The organism is Streptomyces sp. NPDC093984 (assembly GCF_044764595.1).
GTDB lineage: Bacteria > Actinomycetota > Actinomycetes > Streptomycetales > Streptomycetaceae > Streptomyces > Streptomyces cynarae.
The window spans coordinates 436,346-454,005 of the sequence record NZ_JBIWIM010000002.1; the positions used below are offsets into that span (position 1 = coordinate 436,346).

Below are 17,660 nucleotides of genomic sequence, written 5' to 3' on the forward strand. Positions count from 1 at the left end.
GAAGGGACGGTTACTCATCCGTAGCGTAGTGCTGTGCCTACCGATCGGCAGTGCGGCGTTTACCACACCTAGGGTGGCTTGCATGATGCCGCGAGATTCCTCTGACGCGAACGACAGGTCGAACGGTGCCGCAGGTGAGGGCAGCCGCTGGTCCGACCTGGACCGCCCACCCCTGAACACCGCCGCGCTGCGCCGGGGGCTGGTGCGCGAGGGCGGGCTGTGGACCGGGGTCGACGTGGTGCAGCGCACCGGGTCCACCAACTCCGACCTGGTCGCCCGCGCCACGGCCGGTCAGGCCGCCGAGGGCGCCGTCCTGGTCGCCGAGGAGCAGAACGCGGGACGCGGGCGGCTGGACCGGGTCTGGACGGCTCCGCCCCGCTCCGGGCTGTTCTTCTCGGTCCTGCTCAACCCGGCCGAGGTGCCCGTGGCCCGCTGGGGCTGGTTGCCGCTGCTGGCCGGAGTCGCCGTCGCGACAGGACTCGCGCAGGCGGCCGGCGTCGACACGGCACTCAAGTGGCCCAACGACGTGCTGGTCACCGTGGGCGAGGAGGAGCGCAAGACCGGCGGGATCCTCGCCGAACGGGCCGGGAACGAGGGGGTCGTGATCGGCATCGGCATCAACGTCACCCTGCGCCAGGACGAGCTGCCGGTGCCCACGGCGGGCTCCCTCGCCCTGGCGGGCGCCCGCACCACCGACCGCGACCCGCTGCTGCGTGCGGTACTGCGTTCCTTGGAGGACTGGTACGGCCGCTGGCGCGCGGCGGACGGCGACCCGGCGGCGAGCGGCCTGCAGGAGACGTACGCGGCGGGCAGCGCGACCCTGGGCCGCCTGGTCCGAGCGGAACTCCCGGGCAACCGCTCGATCACGGGGGAGGCGGTGGCGATCGACGGTGACGGGCGCCTCGTACTGGCGACGGAGGAAGGGATGCAGGAGCCGGTGGGTGCCGGGGATGTCGTGCACTTGCGGCCTGCGTGAGCGTCTCTCAGCCCGTCCGGGGGCCCTCCCTGCTCGGAGAGCTTGGGGGAGTTCGAGGACGAGGCCGAAGGCCGACACGGGGGTCCGGGGCGGAGCCCCAGGTGGGTCAGCCCGACGCCGGGTGCCGTCACCGACGCCGGCTACGTGCCGCGTGGCGCCCGGTGAGCCCGCTGGGGAGTGAGCTACCGCACACCTGCCGTAGAGTTGACCGCGGTCGATACCTGACCGCGGCAGATCGGAAGGGCAGCACGCGTGACCGTCGACGACACGGGCTCGGGCACGGGCGTACACCCCGCCCCCGACGGTGATCCGGGGCGCGACGCACACGCCGAGTCCGAGGAGAACCCCCTCGCGCTCCGCCTCGAGCAGCTCATCCTGGGGGCCGAGCGCCGTTACACCCCCTTCCAGGCGGCCCGCAGCGCGGGCGTCTCGATGGAACTGGCGTCCCGCTTCTGGCGGGCCATGGGCTTCGCCGACATAGGCCAGGCCAGGGCCCTGACCGAGGCCGACGTCCTCGCTCTGCGGCGCCTGGCCGGTCTCGTCGAGGCGGGACTGCTCAGCGAGGCCATGGCCGTACAGGTGGCCCGCTCCACCGGACAGACCACCGCCCGCCTGGCCGAGTGGCAGATCGACTCCTTCCTGGAGGGCCTGACCGAGCCGCCCGAGCCCGGCATGACCCGCACCGAGGTGACGTACCCGCTGGTCGAGCTGCTCCTGCCGGAACTGGAGGAGTTCCTCGTCTACGTCTGGCGGCGCCAGCTCGCCGCCGCCACCGGCCGGGTGGTGCAGGCCGCGGACGACGAGGAGATGGTCGACCGCCGCCTCGCCGTCGGCTTCGCGGACCTCGTCGGCTTCACCCGCCTGACGCGCCGCATGGAGGAGGAGGAGCTCGGCGAACTCGTCGAGGCGTTCGAGACCACCGCGGCCGACCTGGTCGCCGCGCACGGCGGGCGGCTCATCAAGACGCTCGGCGACGAGGTGCTCTACGCGGCGGACGACGCCGGTACGGCCGCGGAGATCGCCCTGCGCCTGATCGAGACCATGGCGAACGACGAGACCATGCCGGAGTTGCGGGTCGGCATCGCCTTCGGCACGGTCACCACCCGGATGGGCGATGTCTTCGGCACGACGGTGAACCTGGCCAGCCGGCTCACGTCGATAGCGCCCCGCGACGCCGTCCTGGTGGACCACGACTTCGCAGTGGAGCTGATCCGCACGGCCGAGGCCCCCGCCTCGGAGACGGAGGCCGCGGAGGCCGCGGCCGCCGCCGAGAAGGAGGGCAAGGAGCCGCCCACCTACCGCTTCGCGCTCCAGCCGATGTGGCAGCGGCCGGTGCGCGGCCTCGGTGTGATCGAGCCGTGGCTGCTGACCCGGCGGGACGGGCCGGGGGCGTAGGCGCTCCTCCCGGTCCTCGCGGTCAGTGTGGGTCGGTGTGGGTCGGTGTGGCTTCACAGGCCGTGGACGCACAGCCCCACGAGCGGCACGCACAGCCCCGGGGGGTTCGAGGTGGCCGGTGCCGACGGCGCGGGTGCCTGAGTGGTCGCGTTGGGGGGCGGAGCGGACGGCGGCGCGGCCGGCGTCGTGACCGGGGGCTCGGGGGCCTGTGAACGAGAAGCCGTGGGGGTCGAGGGTGCCTCCGGGATGCCGGTCGCGGGATCCGTGACGCGCGGGGTCGGCGTGGCCGGACGCCCGGACGGGCTCGGGTCACCCGAGAGGGCCGGCGCCGCGCTCGCCTTTCCTTTGAGGGCGGTCGTCGACGGCCCCGCGGCCCCCCTGGACGGCACGCTCCCGGCTGTCGCCGCGGTCTGGGCGGCGCCGATCCGGGGCTCGGCCTCCGCGGTGCCGCCCCCGCCCGTCACCGACTCGGGTGCCAGGCGTACGAGGCTCAGGGCCCCGGCGGCGAGCGCGAACCCGCCGACGGCGAGAGCCAGGCGCCGGTGGCGGGGCTTGCGGTGCCGGCCCATCGGGCGGAACCAGAGGGGCCCGGGGCCGTTGTGCACCGTCGTCGTGGTGTCGTCGGTGGCCGTGTCCGTCATCGCCCGTCCCTCCCCGGTCGCCCGCACTCCCCCAAGTGCCGTAGCGGTGCGCAGATTATGTGGGGACAGGGGGCGGGCGATGCGGAGGTGCCTCGAATTCACCCGAACGGGGACAGGGGCCGGTCAATGGCCCACACCCGCCGAAGGTGCGCGGCGGCTTTCGCGGGGCCGCCTCGGCTGCGATGATCGGGGCGTCGTGTAGTTAACCCGCGTTAACCGGGAGGGTGTCATGGCGGAGCAGGGGGACGAGCGGCGGTTCGGCGAGTACGTCGTCGTGCGGCGGCACGGGTATGTCGCGGAGCTGGCGCTGGACCGGCCCAAGGCGATGAACGCGGTGTCCACGGACATGGCCCGCTCGATCGCCGACGCGTGCGCGCATCTGTCCGCCGACCGGGACGCCCGGGTGACGGTGGTGACGTCGACGCACGAGCGGGCGTTCTGCGTGGGCGCGGACCTGAAGGAGCGCAACTCCTTCACGGACGCCGACCTGATGCGCCAGCGCCCCCTCGCCCGCGCCGCCTACACCGGCGTCCTGGAGCTGCCGATGCCGACGATCGCCGCCGTGCACGGCTTCGCGCTGGGTGGCGGCTTCGAGCTGGCCCTGTCCTGCGACCTGATCGTGGCGGACTCCACCGCGGTGGTGGGGCTTCCCGAGGTGTCCGTGGGGGTCATCCCCGGCGGCGGCGGCACGCAGCTGCTGCCCCGCCGCGTGGGCGCCGCGCGCGCCGCGGAGCTGATCTTCACCGCCCGGCGCCTGGAAGCGGGCGAGGCGCGGGAGCTGGGCCTCGTCGACGACCTCGTACCGCAGGGCCGGGACCGTGAGGAGGCGCTCGCCCTCGCCGCCCGGATCGCCGCGAACTCCCCGGTCGGCCTGCGCGCCGCGAAGCGCGCCCTGCGGCTCGGCCACGGCCTGGACCTGCGCACCGGGCTGGAGGTCGAGGACGCGGCATGGCGTTCGGTGGCGTTCTCCGGCGACCGTGCGGAAGGCGTGGCCGCCTTCAACGACAAGCGCACGCCGCAGTGGCCGGGGGAGTAGCGGACGAGCGCGGGCGTCGCGACGCCGCGAAGGTCCGCGACACGGCCCAGGAGTAGTGGACGAGCGCGGGCGTCGCGACGCCGGGAAGGTCCGCGACACGGGCCCAGGACGTGTCGCGGAGGTCCCGTCGTTCGCCCGAAGGGCGGCCTTGCGGCGTCAGGTGCCTGCCCTGGGGCACCCCCTGCTCGAAGAGGCTTGGGGGAGTGCCGGGCGGAAGCCCTCGTACTGGACGTACGTCGGTTTTCGCCCGCGGCGACAGTGGGTGCACGGCCTCGCGAGGCAGGCGGGACCTTCGGGACACGCCCTAGCCTGGAGTCGTGGCTGAGGACAGTCGGCTGAGGGCCGTGGTGGCGCTGGCGCAGGGCATGGCGGCGGCGCACACTCCGCGCGAGGCCTGGCGGGCCGCCGCGCTGGGCGCGTGCCGGGCGCTCGCCGGGAACTTCGCCGCGCTGTCGGTGTGGGAGCGGGAGGCCGGACGGCTGCGGGTCCTCGTCAACGTGGGGGAGCGCGCGCCCGAGGAGGAGGAGTTCCCCGAGCACGAGGCCTACCCGGTGCACCAGTTCCCGGAGATCACCGAGTTCCTGCACGAGCGCTGGGCGGGCGGCGGCGGCCCGAGCGCCTGGGTGGAGACCGCCGAGGGGCCGGCCGCGGGCCACGCCGGATACTGCCACCAGCGGGTCGCGGCGCTGCGGCGGCGCGGCCGGGGCTGCTGTGTCGTCGCGCCCGTGGTGCTGCACGGCCGCGCCTGGGGCGAGCTGTATGTGGCGCGCCCGGCCGGTGAGCCCTCCTTCGACGGCGACGACGCCGACTTCGCCACCGTCCTCGCCTCCGTCGTGGCCGCCGGCATCGCGCAGACCGAGCGCCTGGAGGAGGCCCGCAGGCTCGCGTTCACCGACGCCCTCACCGGCCTCGCCAACCGCCGTGCCGTCGACGTGCGTCTGGAGGAGGCGATCGAACAGCACCGGGCCGACGGGGTCGTGGTCTCGCTCGTCGTCTGCGATGTCAACGGGCTCAAGCGGGTCAACGACACACAGGGACACGCCGTGGGCGACCGGCTGCTGGAACGTTTCGGGTCGGTGCTGTCGCTGTGCGGTGCCATGCTGCCGGGTGCGCTGGTCGCCCGGCTCGGCGGTGACGAGTTCTGCCTGCTGACGGTGGGCCCGTCGGCCGACGAGGTGGTGCGGGCCGCCGACGAGGTGTGCCGCCGGGCCGCCGAACTGGAGATCGGCGACGGTGTCGCCTGCGGGGTCGCCTCCACCCAGGACCCGATCGGCCCGGTCCGCTCGGCCCGCCGGCTGTTCCGGCTCGCCGACGCGGCCCAGTACCGGGCGAAGGCCCTGCACGCCCCGAAGCCCGTGGTCGCCGGCCGCGAGGGACCGGACGACCCCGTCGTGCGCCTGGCCGACGAGCCGCCGCCCGCCGGGGAACGCCGCAGGTTCCGTGGCCGGCACTGAGCTGCCCGGAGGCCAGGTTCCGTGGCCGGCACTGAGCCGGCGGAGGTCGGTAAGGGGTGAACCCGCACCCCACTGGTGACATCTTGGAATTCACTGCGTACGCTCCTGAATATGGATATGCACACTGTGGTGGTGGGGACGTCCGGGGTGACCGCTTCCGACGTTCTCGCCGTGGCGCGCGCGGACGCCCGGATCGAGCTCTCCGAGGAAGCCCTGACGGCCCTGGCGGCGGCCCGCGGGATCGTGGACGCGCTGGCCGCGAAGCCGGACCCCGTCTACGGGGTCAGCACCGGCTTCGGCGCGCTGGCGACCCGGCACATCAGCCAGGAGATGCGCACCCAGCTGCAGCGCAACATCGTCCGCTCGCACGCGGCGGGCATGGGCCCCCGGGTGGAGCGGGAGGTCGTGCGCGCGCTGATGTTCCTCAGGCTGAAGACGGTCTGCTCGGGACACACCGGCGTGCGCCCCGAGGTCGCGCAGACCATGGCCGACATTCTCAACGCCGGCATCACCCCGGTCGTGCACGAGTACGGCTCGCTCGGCTGCTCCGGCGACCTCGCCCCGCTGTCCCACTGTGCGCTGACCCTCATGGGCGAGGGCGAGGCCGAGGGCCCCGACGGCGTCGTACGTCCCGCCGGCGAACTCCTCGCCGAGCACGGCATCGCCCCCGTCGAGCTGCGCGAGAAGGAGGGCCTCGCGCTTCTCAACGGCACCGACGGCATGCTCGGCATGCTGCTCATGGCCCTCGCCGACCTGGACACCCTGTACAAGTCGGCCGACATCACGGCCGCGCTCTCCCTGGAGGCGCTGCTCGGCACGGACAAGGTCCTCGCGCCGGAGCTGCACGCCATCCGCCCGCACCCCGGGCAGGGCGCGTCGGCCGCCAACATGCTGGCGGTGCTGAAGGACTCGGGTCTGACGGGCCACCACCAGGACGACGCGCCGCGCGTCCAGGACGCCTACTCGGTGCGGTGCGCCCCCCAGGTCGCGGGCGCCGGACGGGACACGCTGGCCCATGCCCGCCTGGTCGCCGAGCGCGAGCTGGCCTCGGCCGTCGACAACCCGGTGGTCCTGCCCGACGGGCGTGTCGAGTCCAACGGCAACTTCCACGGCGCGCCGGTGGCGTACGTGCTGGACTTCCTCGCCATCGCGGCGGCCGACCTCGCGTCCATCGCCGAGCGCCGCACGGACCGGCTGCTCGACAAGAACCGCTCACACGGCCTGCCGCCGTTCCTCGCGGACGACGCGGGCGTCGACTCGGGCCTGATGATCGCCCAGTACACGCAGGCGGCGCTGGTCAGCGAGATGAAGCGGCTCGCCGTACCGGCCTCCGCCGACTCGATCCCGTCTTCCGCGATGCAGGAGGACCACGTCTCCATGGGCTGGTCGGCCGCCCGCAAGCTGCGTACGGCGGTGGACAACCTGACCCGTGTCCTCGCGATCGAGCTGTACGCTGCGACCCGCGCCATCGAACTGCGTGAGGGCCTGACCCCGGCCCCCGCCAGCCAGGCGGCGATCACCGCCCTGCGCAAGGCGGGCGCCGAGGGCCCCGGCCCGGACCGGTTCCTGGCCCCGGACCTCGCGGCGGCGGACGCGTTCCTGCGTGACGGCCGCCTGCTCGCGGCGGTGGAGTCGGTCACAGGACCGCTGGCCTGAAGCACCCGGTGCGGGGCCGCCCCAGGGGGTGGCCCCGCGTGCGGGCACCTGCCGGAGAAGGCCTGACCACCTCGTCCGACGCGGCGCGCCCTCACTCGGTGCGCGGGACCCGGGCGATGGTCTGCCGGGCCGCCGCACGCGCCGGTATCACCGCGCCCAGTGCGGCGATCGCCACCCCGGCCAGGGCCTGCAGGGCCACCGAGCCCGGATGCCACACGTCCAGCATCCGTGCCGGGAAGGCGAGATGGGCGCTGTGCTCGGTCATCGGGATCACCAGGCGGTAGGCCGCGACTCCCAGCGGCAGCCCCAGGAGCCCGCCGAGCAGGCCGAGCCCGGCCATGGACACCACCAGCATCACCGTGACCTGCCGTGGTGTCATGCCGATCGACTTCAGCGTCCCCAGGTCGCGCCGCCGCTCCCGGCTGCTCGGAACGACCGTGTTGAACACCCCCATCGCGGCGACCACCGACAGCATCACGGTCAGCGCGGACGCGGAACTGATCACGGTCACCGTCCCGGCGTTCACCGAGGTCTTCTCGCTCGGGTACAGGCCGGGATCGGCGGCCCGAACGGCCGTCACATAGGCGCCGACATCCGCTCCAGGAGTGAGCCGCACCCAGTACTGGTCGGCCTGCGCATCCGGCATCAGGGCGGTCACCGTCGTCCAGTCCGCGCGCATCCAGTCCGCAGGCCCGGACATGACTTCCCCGACCAGGGTCACACGCTCCTGCCGCCCGTCCGCCGCGGCCAGTGTGAACGAGTCGCCCGAGACGCAGACCGTACTTGGACAGGAACCTGCCGGAGGCCACCACCTCTCCGGGCCCCCGCATCCACCGGCCCCTGGCCAGGTCGTCCTGGAGAACGGACCGCCCCCCGCGCGCCCCCTCGATCGACACGTCCTGGCTCTGTCCGAGCATCCCGCACGTCGGCGAAGCCCACGGCGGACACATCGGCCGCATGCGGCAGAGAGCGCGCACCACCGCCGACTGAAACCCCTCGCTTGCGCTGCCCGCCGGCCCAGCGCCGCGGCACAGCCCCTCGCTACTCCGCCCCCGCCGCCCGCCGGCCCACCGTGCTCTCCCGCACCACCAGTCGGTGCGGCGCCCGGATCTCCAGCCCCGGTACGGGCGTCGGGCTGCCGATCCGCTTCAGCAGCCGCTCCACCGCCGTCTCCGCGATCATCTTCTTGTCCGGGGAGACCGTGGTGACGGACGGGTTGGAGTAGCGGCCGTCCTCGATGTCGTCGTAGCCGACGATCGCCACGTCCTCCGGGACGCGCAGCCCGCGCGCGGCCAGCGTGTGCATCGCACCCAGCGCCACCAGGTCGCTGTAGCAGAACACCGCGTCCGGCGGCTCCTCGAGGTCGAGCAGGTGTGCCATCGCCGTGGCGCCGTCGGAGCGGTTGAAGCGCGGGGTGGAGATGATCAGCTCCTCCCGTACGGGGATCCCGGCGCGCTCGTGGGCCAGCCGGAAGCCGCGGGTGCGCAGCTGGGCCGCCTCACCGGTGCGGTAGGGCTGGTCGCCGATCGCCGCGACACGCCGCCGGCCGAGGCCGAGCAGGTGCTCGGTGGCCTCGCGGGAGGCGGTGACGTCGTCGATGCCGACGTGGTCGAAGCCGCCGTCGCTGACCCGCTCGCCGAGCACCACCAGCGGAAGGACCGGATCGCGGACGGCCAGGTCGGACTGGGCGAGGCCGAGCGGGCTGAAGATGACGCCGTCGAACAGCAGTTGCTGGGAGCCGCCGCTGAGGAACAGCCTCTCGTGCTCCGCGTCGCCGTCGGTCTGGTCGATCAGGACGTTGTAACCCTGTACCCGGGCCGCGCGGATGATGCCCTGCAGCAGTTCGGCGAAGTACGGCGTGTCGAGATACGGCACGACCACCGCGATCTGGCCCGAGCGCCCGGCGGCGAGGTTGCGGGCCAGCACGTTCGGCCGGTAGCCGAGTTCGTCCACGGCCTGCTGGACGCGGGCGCGGGTGGCCTCGGAGACCGGTGCGTAGCCGTTCACCACGTTGGACACGGTGCGGCTGGAGACGCCCGCGCGGGCCGCGACGTCGCGCAGGGTCACGCCTCTTCCCATATCTCACCTTCGTCCGGTGCAGCCGGGTTCGAGCCGGTTGAAGTTTCCGCTGCGTTACCTCTTGCAGCGCGGCAAGTTGTGGGTTAACACTTCTGCAGCGCTGCAAAAGCGTAGCAGAAATGGTCTGAACCGAACCCCCCGCACAGCATCCCGAACATCCGTCAATGACCTGAGTTCCGAATGCTGTTCGGAATATCGAACGCCCTCCTCGGCCTCCTACCTCCTCCCCCGCACCCTCCTCTCCCCGGCCTCTGCCTCCGCTCCCCAGGCACCTCACTCAGGAGAATGCGCATGTCTACCAGCAGACAGCATCCGACAGACGGCTCCCGCCGCGTGGCCCGCCGACAGCCCCGCCTCCTCCGCCGGGGGTTCGTGGCGGCGTCCGCCGCCCTCGCCGGCGTGCTCGTCGCGGCCTGCGGTTCCGGCGGCTCGGGCGGCGGCAGCGGCTCGGGCGCGGCGGGCGGCGGCCCGGTGCACATCAAGGTGTGGGCCTGGTACCCGGACTTCAAGCAGGTCGTGGACCAGTTCAACAAGACCCACAAGGACGTCCAGGTCGACTGGGTGCAGGCAGGCGTCGGCCAGGACGAGTACACCAAGCTGAAGACGGCGCTGAAGGCCGGTCAGGGCGCCCCCGACGTCGTCATGCTGGAGTTCCAGGAGCTGCCGACGATCCAGCTCACCAAGGGCCTGCTGGACATCGGCAAGTACGGCGCGAACGACGACAAGAAGAACTACGTTCCCTGGGCCTGGAACCAGGTCTCCGACGGCGACCACGTCTACGCCATCCCCGTGGACGGCGGCCCGATGGCGATGCTGTACCGCGAGGACATCTTCAAGAAGTACAAGCTGAAGGTCCCCACCACCTGGGACGAGTACAAGCAGGAGGCGGCCAAGCTGCACGCCGCCGACCCGAAGGCGTACATGACCGACTTCGGCAGCGACGAGTCCGCGGCGGGCTGGCTGCAGGGCCTGATGTGGCAGGCCGGCGCCCGCCCGTACACCTACTCGGCGAGCAAGCTGCCGAACATCGGCGTCAAGCTCAACGACGACGGCGCCAGGAAGGTGTACGACTACTGGGGCGACCTGGTGAAGAACAAGCTGGTCGACACCGCGTCGTACGCCACCACCGACTTCTACAACGGGCTCAGCAGCGGCAAGTACGCCACCTACCTGGCCGCCGGCTGGGGCCCCGGCTACCTGCAGAGCGTGGCCAAGAAGACCGGCGGTCTGTGGCGTGCCGCCCCGCTGCCGCAGTGGACGGCGGGCGGCAACGCCCAGGGCGACTGGGGCGGTTCGACCTTCGCGGTCACCAGCCAGACCAAGAACCCGAAGCAGGCCACCGAGGTCGCCCGGGAGTTGTTCGGCACCTCCGAGGCCGCCTGGAAGATCGGCATCGACCAGGCGTACCTGTTCCCGCTCGCCACCCCGATCCTGAACGGCTCGTACTTCCAGGACAAGAAGTACGACTTCTTCGGCGGCCAGCAGGTCAACAAGATCTTCGGGCCCGCGGCGAACAACATCGGCACCTTCGACTGGAGCCCGTTCCAGGACTACGCCTACAACACGCAGACCAGTGAGGTGGGCAAGGCCCTCCAGGGCCAGACCCCCTGGTCGTCCGTGGCGGACAACATCCAGCAGCAGGTGGCGGGCTACGCGTCCAAGCAGGGATTCAAGGTCAGCCAGTAACCCTCCGGGGTCTCGCCCCGCCTACCGCCCCCGCCGGCCACCGTGCCTCCTCACCGTCGGCGGGGGCCCTGCCCCAACGCTCAAGGAGATCTGATGAGCCTGCTCCGACAGGGGTCACCGGCGGCCGCCGCGGCCGCGCCCTCGGCAGCGGCGGCCGCCAAGGGCCGTGATGTCCCGGCCGGCCGCGGTGCCGGCCCGCGGTCCGGGCGGCTGAAGGCCCGGACCCGGCACCGCGGCATGGGCCTGCTGCTGGTCACCCCGTTCACGCTGCTGTTCCTCGCCTTCCTCATCGCCCCACTCTGCTATGCCTTCTGGCTGAGCCTGAGGACCTCGACCCTGGTGGGAGGCGACCACTTCAGCTGGTTCGCCAACTACAAGCAGGCCTTCACCGACCCGCAGTTCCTGTCGGGCGTGCGCCGCGTGGTGGTCTTCGGCCTGGTGCAGATCCCGGTCATGCTCGCCCTCGCCCTGGTCGGCGCGCTGATCATCGACGAGGTCACCAGCAGGCTCGCCAAGGTCTTCCGGATGACGCTGTTCATGCCGTACGCCGTGCCCGCGGTGATCGGCGCGCTGATGTGGGGCTTCCTGTACAGCCCGACGTTCGGCCCGGTGAACTCCATCAGCAACGCCCTGGGGCTCGGATCGGTCAACCTGCTCTCGCACAACCTGATGCTGACGTCGCTCGGCAACGTCGTGACCTGGCAGTGGACCGGCTACAACATGATCGTCCTCTACGCGGCGCTGCAGGGCCTGCCCCGCGAGGTCTACGAGGCGGCGCGCATCGACGGAGCGAGCCAGATTCAGACGGCGCTGCGCATCAAGGTCCCGATGATCTCCTCGGCGCTGGTGCTCACGCTGATGTTCACCATCATCGGCACCCTGCAGTTCTTCACCGAGCCACGGGTCCTGCAGCCGACCGCCCGCTCGGTGATCACCCCGGACTACACGCCCAACCTGTACGCCTACAACCTGGCGTTCCAGTACTCCGAGTTCAACTACTCCGCCGCCATCTCCTTCGCCCTCGGAGCGGTGGTCTTCATCGGTTCCTACATCTTCCTCTTCCTCACGCGCCGAAGGAGCGGACTGAAGTGACGACTGCCGCTGCCACCGCCGTCGCCGTCCCGGCCCCCCGCCGGCGCCCCACCGCCGCCAAGGGGCGCGTCACCGTCAACGTGGTGATGGTGGCGATGATCCTCTACTTCCTGCTGCCCTTCTGGTGGCTGCTGGTGGCCTCCACCAAGAACAACGACGCGCTGTTCACCACCGCCGCCCTGTGGTTCCGCTCGCCCGGTTCCTTCTTCACCAATCTCCAGCAGCTGTTCACCTACGACGACGGCGAGTACCTGCGCTGGCTCGGCAACACCGCGATCTACGCGGGCGTCAGCGGGGTGGGCGCCACCGCCGTGGCGACCCTCGCGGGCTACGCCTTCGCCAAGTACCGCTTCCCCGGCCGGAACCTGCTCTTCTCAAGCCTGCTCGGCGCCATCATGGTCCCCGCGACCGCGCTGGCCATCCCCACCTATCTGCTGCTGAGCAAGGTGGAGCTGACCAACACGATGTGGGCGGTCATCCTGCCCTCGCTGCTCAACCCGTTCGGCGTCTACCTGGTGCGGGTGTACGTGCAGGAGTCGCTGCCCGACGAGCTGCTGGAGGCCGCCCGCGTCGACGGCGCCGGGGAGATGCGCGTCCTGCTGTCGGTGGCCCTGCCGACGCTGAGGCCCGCCCTGGTCACCGTGCTGCTGTTCTCCATGGTCGGCACCTGGAACAACTTCTTCCTGCCGCTGGTGATGCTCAACAACGACAAGCTGTTCCCGCTCACCGTGGGCCTTACGTCCTGGTACCAGGGGGCGATGGTGCAGAGCGGCGCCAACGCGCTGTTCAGCCTGGTCGTCGTCGGCTCGCTGGTGGCGATCCTGCCGCTGGTCATCGCCTTCCTCCTGTTGCAGCGGTACTGGCGCGGCGGTCTGACCGTCGGCAGCCTCAAGTGATCCCCGCCCGACCTCCTTTCCCGGCCACCCCGCGCACCCCCCGGAGCGACCTTCCATGCTGCACGCTTCCCTGACCGTCGACCCCGCCTTCCGCGTCGCCGACGTCAACCCCCGTACCTTCGGCTCGTTCGTGGAGCACATGGGCCGCTGTGTGTACACCGGCATCTACGAACCCGGCCATCCGCAGGCCGACGAGGACGGTCTGCGCCGTGACGTCCTGGAGCTGGTGCGCGAGCTGGGCGTGACCACCGTGCGCTATCCCGGCGGCAACTTCGTCTCCGGTTTCCGCTGGGAGGACAGCGTCGGCCCGGTCGCCGACCGGCCGACCCGGCTGGACCTCGCCTGGCACAGCACCGAGACCAACGCCTTCGGACTGCACGAATTCGCCGGCTGGGCCCGCAAGGCCGGCGTCGAGCCCATGATGGCCCTCAACCTCGGCACCCGGGGTGTCCAGGAGGCCCTCGACCTGCTGGAGTACGCCAACCACCCCGGCGGCACCGCCTGGTCCGACCAGCGGATCAAGAACGGTGCCCGGGACCCCTTCGGCATCCGCATGTGGTGCCTGGGCAACGAGATGGACGGCCCCTGGCAGACCGGTCACAAGACCGCCGCCGAGTACGGCCGCCTGGCCGCCGAGACCGGGCGCGCCATGCGCATGATCGACCCGGACCTCGAACTGGTCGCGTGCGGCAGTTCCAGCTCCTCGATGCCGACGTTCGGCGCCTGGGAGGCGACCGTGCTGGAGGAGGCGTACGACCAGGTCGACTACATCTCCTGCCACGCCTACTACGAGGAACTCGACGGCGACCTCGGCAGCTTCCTCGCCTCCGCCGTCGACATGGACGGCTTCGTGGAGTCGGTGGTCGCCACCGCCGACCACATCCGGGCCAAGCTGCGCCGCAAGAAGCGGATCAACCTCTCCTTCGACGAGTGGAACGTCTGGTACAACAGCCGCTTCGAGGCGCAGGGCAAGCCCGCTGAGTGGGCCGTGGCCCCGCGCGTGATCGAGGACGAGTACAACGTCGCCGACGCGGTCGTGGTCGGCGGCCTGCTGATCAGCCTGCTCCGGCACAGCGACCGCGTCACGGCCGCCTGCCTCGCCCAGCTCGTCAACGTCATCGCGCCCATCCGCAGCGAACCCGGCGGTCCCAGCTGGCGGCAGACGACGTTCCACCCGTTCGCCCAGGCGGCGCGGCACGCCCGGGGCACGGTGCTGCGGGTGGAGCCGGCCGCGCCCGTGTACGAGACGGCACGGTTCGGCGAGGTTCCCGTCCTGGACGCCGTCGCCACCCATGTGTCCGAGGCGGAGGGCGCCGACGAACTCACCGTCTTCGCGGTCAACCGGCACCAGACCGAGGACGTGGAACTCGCCCTGGACCTGCGGGCCTTCCCCGGCTACGCGCCGGTGGAGCACTCCGTCCTCGCCGATGCGGACCTGCGCGCGACCAACACCGTGGACGACCCCGAGAGGGTCCGGCCGCGCGGCGTGGACACCGGCGCGGTCACGGACGGCCGCCTCACCGTGAGCCTGCCGCCCGTCTCCTGGAACGTCATCCGGCTGCGCCCCACCGCCGGCTGACGCCCCACCAAGCCCCCCGCCGTCACCGCTCACCGGCCTCGGTGGCGGCGGGGACGACATCTCTGCCGCCGCCTGTCACCCCACCGGCCCCCGAGCCGTCACCCCACCGCCCCAGGGCCCTCACCCCACCAGCCCCCCGCCGTCACCGCCCAGTCCTCGGTGGCGGCGGGGTCTTGTGCACCACGTGCACACCCTTCCCTGCCCCTCAGTACAAGGGAGCCGCACATGTCCACCGACAGGGAAGGCGCCGGACACCGCGCCGTTCCACGTCCCCACGTCATCACGCTGCTGCTCGCGCTGCTCGCAGCGGCCGCCGTCCTCGTCCTGCCCGCGCCGGGCAAGGCCCACGCCGTCTCGCGGGCCTCGCAGACCATGTACACCCCGCCCTCGGGCACTCCCTCGCCGGGCTCGCTGTATCCGCGGGCCGTGCGCCTGCAGTACAGCGGCTCGTCCAACGGCACCCTGCTCGCCACGTTCGAGCAGTACTCCTCCGGCACCCCCGTCTTCCCGATCTACCGCAGCACCGACAACGGCAACAGCTGGACCCGGATCTCCAGCATCAGCGACACGCACAACGGCTACGGCATGCGCTACCAGCCGTTCCTGTACGAGCTGCCCACCGCCATCGGCAACTTCCCGGCGGGCACGATCCTCGCCGCGGGCAACTCCATCCCGAGCGACCTGTCCACGACCGAGCTCGACCTGTACGCGAGCACGGACCACGGCGGCACCTGGTCGTTCGTCAGCACCATCGCCACCGGCGGCAAGGCGGACCCGACCAACGGGCAGACCCCGGTCTGGGAGCCGTTCCTGATGGTCTCGGGCTCCAAGCTGATCGTCTACTACTCCGACCAGCGCGACCCCAACTACGGCCAGAAGATCGTGCACCAGGTGACCACCGACGGCGTCACCTGGGGTTCGGTCGTCAACGACGTCGCCACCTCGACGTACAGCGACCGCCCGGGCATGCCGACGATCGCGAAGCTCCCCAACGGCAACTACGTCATGACGTACGAGTACTGGGGCGCGCCCGAGGGCGGCTTCGCGGTGTACTACAAGATCTCCTCCAACCCGGAGGCGTTCGGGTCCGCCACCGGCATCGCGCTGAAGACCACCGACGGCTACGTCCCCACCAGCTCCCCCTACATCGTCTGGCTGCCCACCGGCGGCCCCGACGGCACCCTGGCGGTCAGCGCCAACAGCAGCACCGACATCTTCCTGAACACGCAGAACGGCGCGGCGGGCACCTGGACGCGCATCGCGTCCAACACCCCGGGCGGCTACAGCCGCGGCATGGTCCCGCTGGCCGACGGCCACAGCCTGGAGATCCTCAGCGGTGGCCACCTGACGAGTACGGGGCTCAACCCCGTCACCTACGGCACCATCGACCTGGGCGGCGGCATCTCGGACGGCGCGACCTACACCGCCGCCAACGCGAACAGCAAGCTGATGCTGACCATCGTGGGCGGCTCCACCACCAACGGTGTGGGCGCCACCCAGCAGAACGCCGACAACGCCACCGACCAGCAGTGGAAGTTCGTCCAGCAGGCGTCCGGCTACTTCAAGATCTTCAACGTGGCCAGTGGCAAGGTGCTGGGCGTGCAGAACGCGTCCACCGCCAACGGCGCCGCGGTCCTGCAGTGGGACGACAACGGCACCCTCGACCACGAGTGGGCCGTCGCCCCGAGCCCGGCGGGCGGCTTCACGGCCGTCAACCGCAACAGCGGCAAGTACCTGGAGATCCCGAGCGCCTCCACCAGCGTCGGCACCGCCGCCGGGCAGTGGGACAACACCGGCTGCGCCTGCCAGCGCTGGACGCTCACCCAGACCGCCCCGCCCACGCTGTCGACCGGCCAGTACGTCCTCGTCAACAAGAACAGCGGCAAGTACCTGGAGGTCCCGAGCGCCTCGACCACCGCGGGCACGGCGCTCGACCAGTGGCAGAACACGGCCTGTGACTGCCAGCTGTGGACCTTCCAGTCCGCCAGCGGTGGTTCGTGGACGCTCAGGAACGTCCACAGCGGCCTCTACCTCGACGTGCAGAACGGCTCCCCCTCGACCGGCACCTCACTGGTCCAGAGCGCGTCGTCCGGTGCGGGCTCCCAGAAGTGGACGCTGACGGCCGCGGGAGGTGGCTTCTACAAGCTGGTCGACGCCGGCAGCGGACTGCTGGCCGACGTCTCCGGCGCCTCCACGGCCAACGGCGCGTCGGTCATCCAGTGGAGCGACAACGGGGGGAACAACCAGCTCTGGCAGATCGTACGGGTCAACTGATCCCGCCGAGCGGGGAACCGGCGTGACGGGCGGCCCACAGCCGCCGGTGCGCCGGTTTCCGGCTTCCGTGGCGGTGGGAGTCAGTAGCCCTCGGTGCGTTCCCGTCGTACCGAATACGTCACGAAACCCGCTCCCAGGCCCAGGAACAGCGTCCCCCCGATGACGTACGGCGTCGTGTCCACGCTGCCGGTGTCGGCCAGTTGCGTGTGGGCCGTCGCGCCCGTCACACCCGTCGTGTCCGTCACACTCGTCGTGTCCGTCGTCGTCCGGTCGGTGGTCGTCGAGGTCGCGATCCGCGGACTCTCGGGCGTGTTCTGGGTCGCGTTCGCGGACGGCACGAACCACAGGGCACCCAGCAGGGTCCCCGCGGCGGTGGCGGTCAGCAACGTCCGGCGGGTGGTGGACGACGATCGACGTGCGGCGGACACGAAATTCCGATCCCCCTGGGGCGCTTACGAATTGGCCGTGTGGAGCGATGCTAGTGAAAGGCGCGGGTCGTGGGAAAGTCGCGAGCTCTCCGGGCCGTACGCTGCGCGCCATGAGCACTTCTGAGACATCACGGTATGTCCGCCTTCGTGTGGAACTGGTCGTCGAGATCGACGATGTCGACGCCGTCACCAAGGCCGCCCTGCGCCGGATCGCGGACGACCCGGACATGCCCGAGACTGAGCGCGCCTACACCGAGGGCGCGGTGACGGAGGACACGGCCGAGGCCGTCGCGTATCTCGTCGAGCCGTCCGTCCTGTTGGGCGAGGTACCGGGCGTCGAACTCGCCCAGGCCTCCTGGAGCAGCGAGATCGTCGACTACGACCCCGATTCGCCGGACTGGGCGCTCGGCGAGGATGATGAGCCGGGGGGCGACGAGGACGACGAGGGGGTCCGACTCGGCTGACATG

At 71.6% G+C, this 17,660-nt stretch carries 15 protein-coding genes; 11 read left to right on the forward strand and 4 right to left on the reverse strand.

What is annotated here, in order from left to right; translation table 11 throughout:
- Positions 1-82: 82 nt before the first annotated feature.
- Both ACIRC0_RS09835 and ACIRC0_RS09840 read left to right on the forward strand, forming a co-directional pair.
- Positions 83-976 carry a biotin--[acetyl-CoA-carboxylase] ligase gene (locus tag ACIRC0_RS09835; protein WP_403613636.1) on the forward strand — a complete coding sequence of 298 codons (894 nt, stop codon included), beginning with the start codon at positions 83-85 and terminating at the stop codon, positions 974-976.
- Between the two features lie 252 nt (positions 977-1,228).
- On the forward strand, positions 1,229-2,371 hold the full coding sequence (locus tag ACIRC0_RS09840) for an adenylate/guanylate cyclase domain-containing protein (protein WP_403613639.1): 1,143 nt from the start codon (positions 1,229-1,231) through the stop codon (positions 2,369-2,371).
- 53 nt (positions 2,372-2,424) lie between these two features.
- Here ACIRC0_RS09840 and ACIRC0_RS09845 read toward each other — a convergent pair whose 3' ends face one another.
- Positions 2,425-3,012, reverse strand: coding sequence for a hypothetical protein (locus ACIRC0_RS09845; protein WP_403613641.1), 588 nt, complete (start codon positions 3,010-3,012; stop codon positions 2,425-2,427).
- A 229-nt stretch (positions 3,013-3,241) separates the two neighbouring features.
- On the opposite strand from ACIRC0_RS09845, the gene ACIRC0_RS09850 reads away from it, so the two are divergent.
- The 3 genes from ACIRC0_RS09850 to hutH all read left to right on the forward strand — a co-directional run bounded on the left by ACIRC0_RS09850 (position 3,242) and on the right by hutH (position 7,158).
- Complete coding sequence (locus tag ACIRC0_RS09850; protein WP_403613644.1) at positions 3,242-4,048, forward strand: enoyl-CoA hydratase/isomerase family protein; 807 nt, start codon at positions 3,242-3,244, stop codon at positions 4,046-4,048.
- Between the two features lie 317 nt (positions 4,049-4,365).
- The gene (locus ACIRC0_RS09855; protein WP_403613646.1) at positions 4,366-5,502 is read left to right on the forward strand and encodes a diguanylate cyclase domain-containing protein; all 1,137 of its coding nucleotides are present in this window, start codon (positions 4,366-4,368) and stop codon (positions 5,500-5,502) included.
- 117 nt (positions 5,503-5,619) lie between these two features.
- A complete protein-coding gene (hutH, locus tag ACIRC0_RS09860) occupies positions 5,620-7,158 on the forward strand; it encodes a histidine ammonia-lyase (protein WP_403614698.1) in 1,539 nt (512 codons plus the stop codon).
- Positions 7,159-7,249: 91 nt separating this feature from the next.
- Here the strand turns inward: hutH and ACIRC0_RS09865 are convergent, their stop codons facing one another.
- Entirely contained in the window at positions 7,250-7,858 is a 609-nt protein-coding gene (locus tag ACIRC0_RS09865; protein WP_403613649.1) for an ABC transporter permease, read from the reverse strand.
- 341 nt (positions 7,859-8,199) lie between these two features.
- Positions 8,200-9,237: a LacI family DNA-binding transcriptional regulator gene (locus ACIRC0_RS09870; protein WP_403613651.1), complete on the reverse strand. Its 1,038-nt coding sequence runs from the start codon at positions 9,235-9,237 to the stop codon at positions 8,200-8,202.
- Between the two features lie 291 nt (positions 9,238-9,528).
- Between ACIRC0_RS09870 and ACIRC0_RS09875 the strand changes: the two genes are divergently transcribed.
- The 5 genes from ACIRC0_RS09875 (at position 9,529) to ACIRC0_RS09895 (ending at position 16,764) form a co-directional block, all read left to right on the forward strand.
- Positions 9,529-10,923 carry an ABC transporter substrate-binding protein gene (locus ACIRC0_RS09875; protein WP_403613653.1) on the forward strand — a complete coding sequence of 465 codons (1,395 nt, stop codon included), beginning with the start codon at positions 9,529-9,531 and terminating at the stop codon, positions 10,921-10,923.
- 93 nt (positions 10,924-11,016) lie between these two features.
- Entirely contained in the window at positions 11,017-12,015 is a 999-nt protein-coding gene (locus ACIRC0_RS09880; RefSeq protein ID WP_403613656.1) for a carbohydrate ABC transporter permease, read from the forward strand.
- Positions 12,012-12,911 carry a carbohydrate ABC transporter permease gene (locus ACIRC0_RS09885; protein WP_236041366.1) on the forward strand — a complete coding sequence of 300 codons (900 nt, stop codon included), beginning with the start codon at positions 12,012-12,014 and terminating at the stop codon, positions 12,909-12,911. Before ACIRC0_RS09880 ends, ACIRC0_RS09885 begins: the two co-directional genes overlap by 4 nt.
- Before the next feature lie 55 nt (positions 12,912-12,966).
- Positions 12,967-14,490: an alpha-N-arabinofuranosidase gene (locus ACIRC0_RS09890; RefSeq protein ID WP_403613658.1), complete on the forward strand. Its 1,524-nt coding sequence runs from the start codon at positions 12,967-12,969 to the stop codon at positions 14,488-14,490.
- Between the two features lie 225 nt (positions 14,491-14,715).
- Positions 14,716-16,764, forward strand: a complete 2,049-nt coding sequence (locus tag ACIRC0_RS09895; protein ID WP_403613661.1) for an RICIN domain-containing protein — start codon at positions 14,716-14,718, stop codon at positions 16,762-16,764.
- 80 nt (positions 16,765-16,844) lie between these two features.
- Here ACIRC0_RS09895 and ACIRC0_RS09900 read toward each other — a convergent pair whose 3' ends face one another.
- Positions 16,845-17,192 (reverse strand): hypothetical protein, encoded by a 348-nt coding sequence (locus tag ACIRC0_RS09900; RefSeq protein WP_403613664.1) that lies wholly within the window; start codon positions 17,190-17,192, stop codon positions 16,845-16,847.
- Between the two features lie 110 nt (positions 17,193-17,302).
- Here ACIRC0_RS09900 and ACIRC0_RS09905 point away from each other — a divergent pair, with 110 nt between their 5' ends.
- Positions 17,303-17,656: a hypothetical protein gene (locus ACIRC0_RS09905; RefSeq protein ID WP_403613666.1), complete on the forward strand. Its 354-nt coding sequence runs from the start codon at positions 17,303-17,305 to the stop codon at positions 17,654-17,656.
- Positions 17,657-17,660: the final 4 nt, after the last annotated feature.

Bases quoted from the DNA above. Each gene is read 5' to 3' on its own strand.
- ACIRC0_RS09835 (WP_403613636.1), top strand. From the start codon at position 83: ATGATGCCGCGAGATTCCTCTGACGCGAACGACAGGTCGAACGGTGCC.
- ACIRC0_RS09880 (WP_403613656.1), top strand. From the start codon at position 11,017: ATGAGCCTGCTCCGACAGGGGTCACCGGCGGCCGCCGCGGCCGCGCCC.
- hutH (WP_403614698.1), top strand. From the start codon at position 5,620: ATGCACACTGTGGTGGTGGGGACGTCCGGGGTGACCGCTTCCGACGTT.
- ACIRC0_RS09875 (WP_403613653.1), top strand. From the start codon at position 9,529: ATGTCTACCAGCAGACAGCATCCGACAGACGGCTCCCGCCGCGTGGCC.
- ACIRC0_RS09850 (WP_403613644.1), top strand. From the start codon at position 3,242: ATGGCGGAGCAGGGGGACGAGCGGCGGTTCGGCGAGTACGTCGTCGTG.
- ACIRC0_RS09870 (WP_403613651.1), bottom strand. From the start codon at position 9,237: ATGGGAAGAGGCGTGACCCTGCGCGACGTCGCGGCCCGCGCGGGCGTC.
- ACIRC0_RS09895 (WP_403613661.1), top strand. From the start codon at position 14,716: ATGTCCACCGACAGGGAAGGCGCCGGACACCGCGCCGTTCCACGTCCC.
- ACIRC0_RS09865 (WP_403613649.1), bottom strand. From the start codon at position 7,858: ATGTCCGGGCCTGCGGACTGGATGCGCGCGGACTGGACGACGGTGACC.
- ACIRC0_RS09845 (WP_403613641.1), bottom strand. From the start codon at position 3,012: ATGACGGACACGGCCACCGACGACACCACGACGACGGTGCACAACGGC.
- ACIRC0_RS09890 (WP_403613658.1), top strand. From the start codon at position 12,967: ATGCTGCACGCTTCCCTGACCGTCGACCCCGCCTTCCGCGTCGCCGAC.
- ACIRC0_RS09905 (WP_403613666.1), top strand. From the start codon at position 17,303: ATGAGCACTTCTGAGACATCACGGTATGTCCGCCTTCGTGTGGAACTG.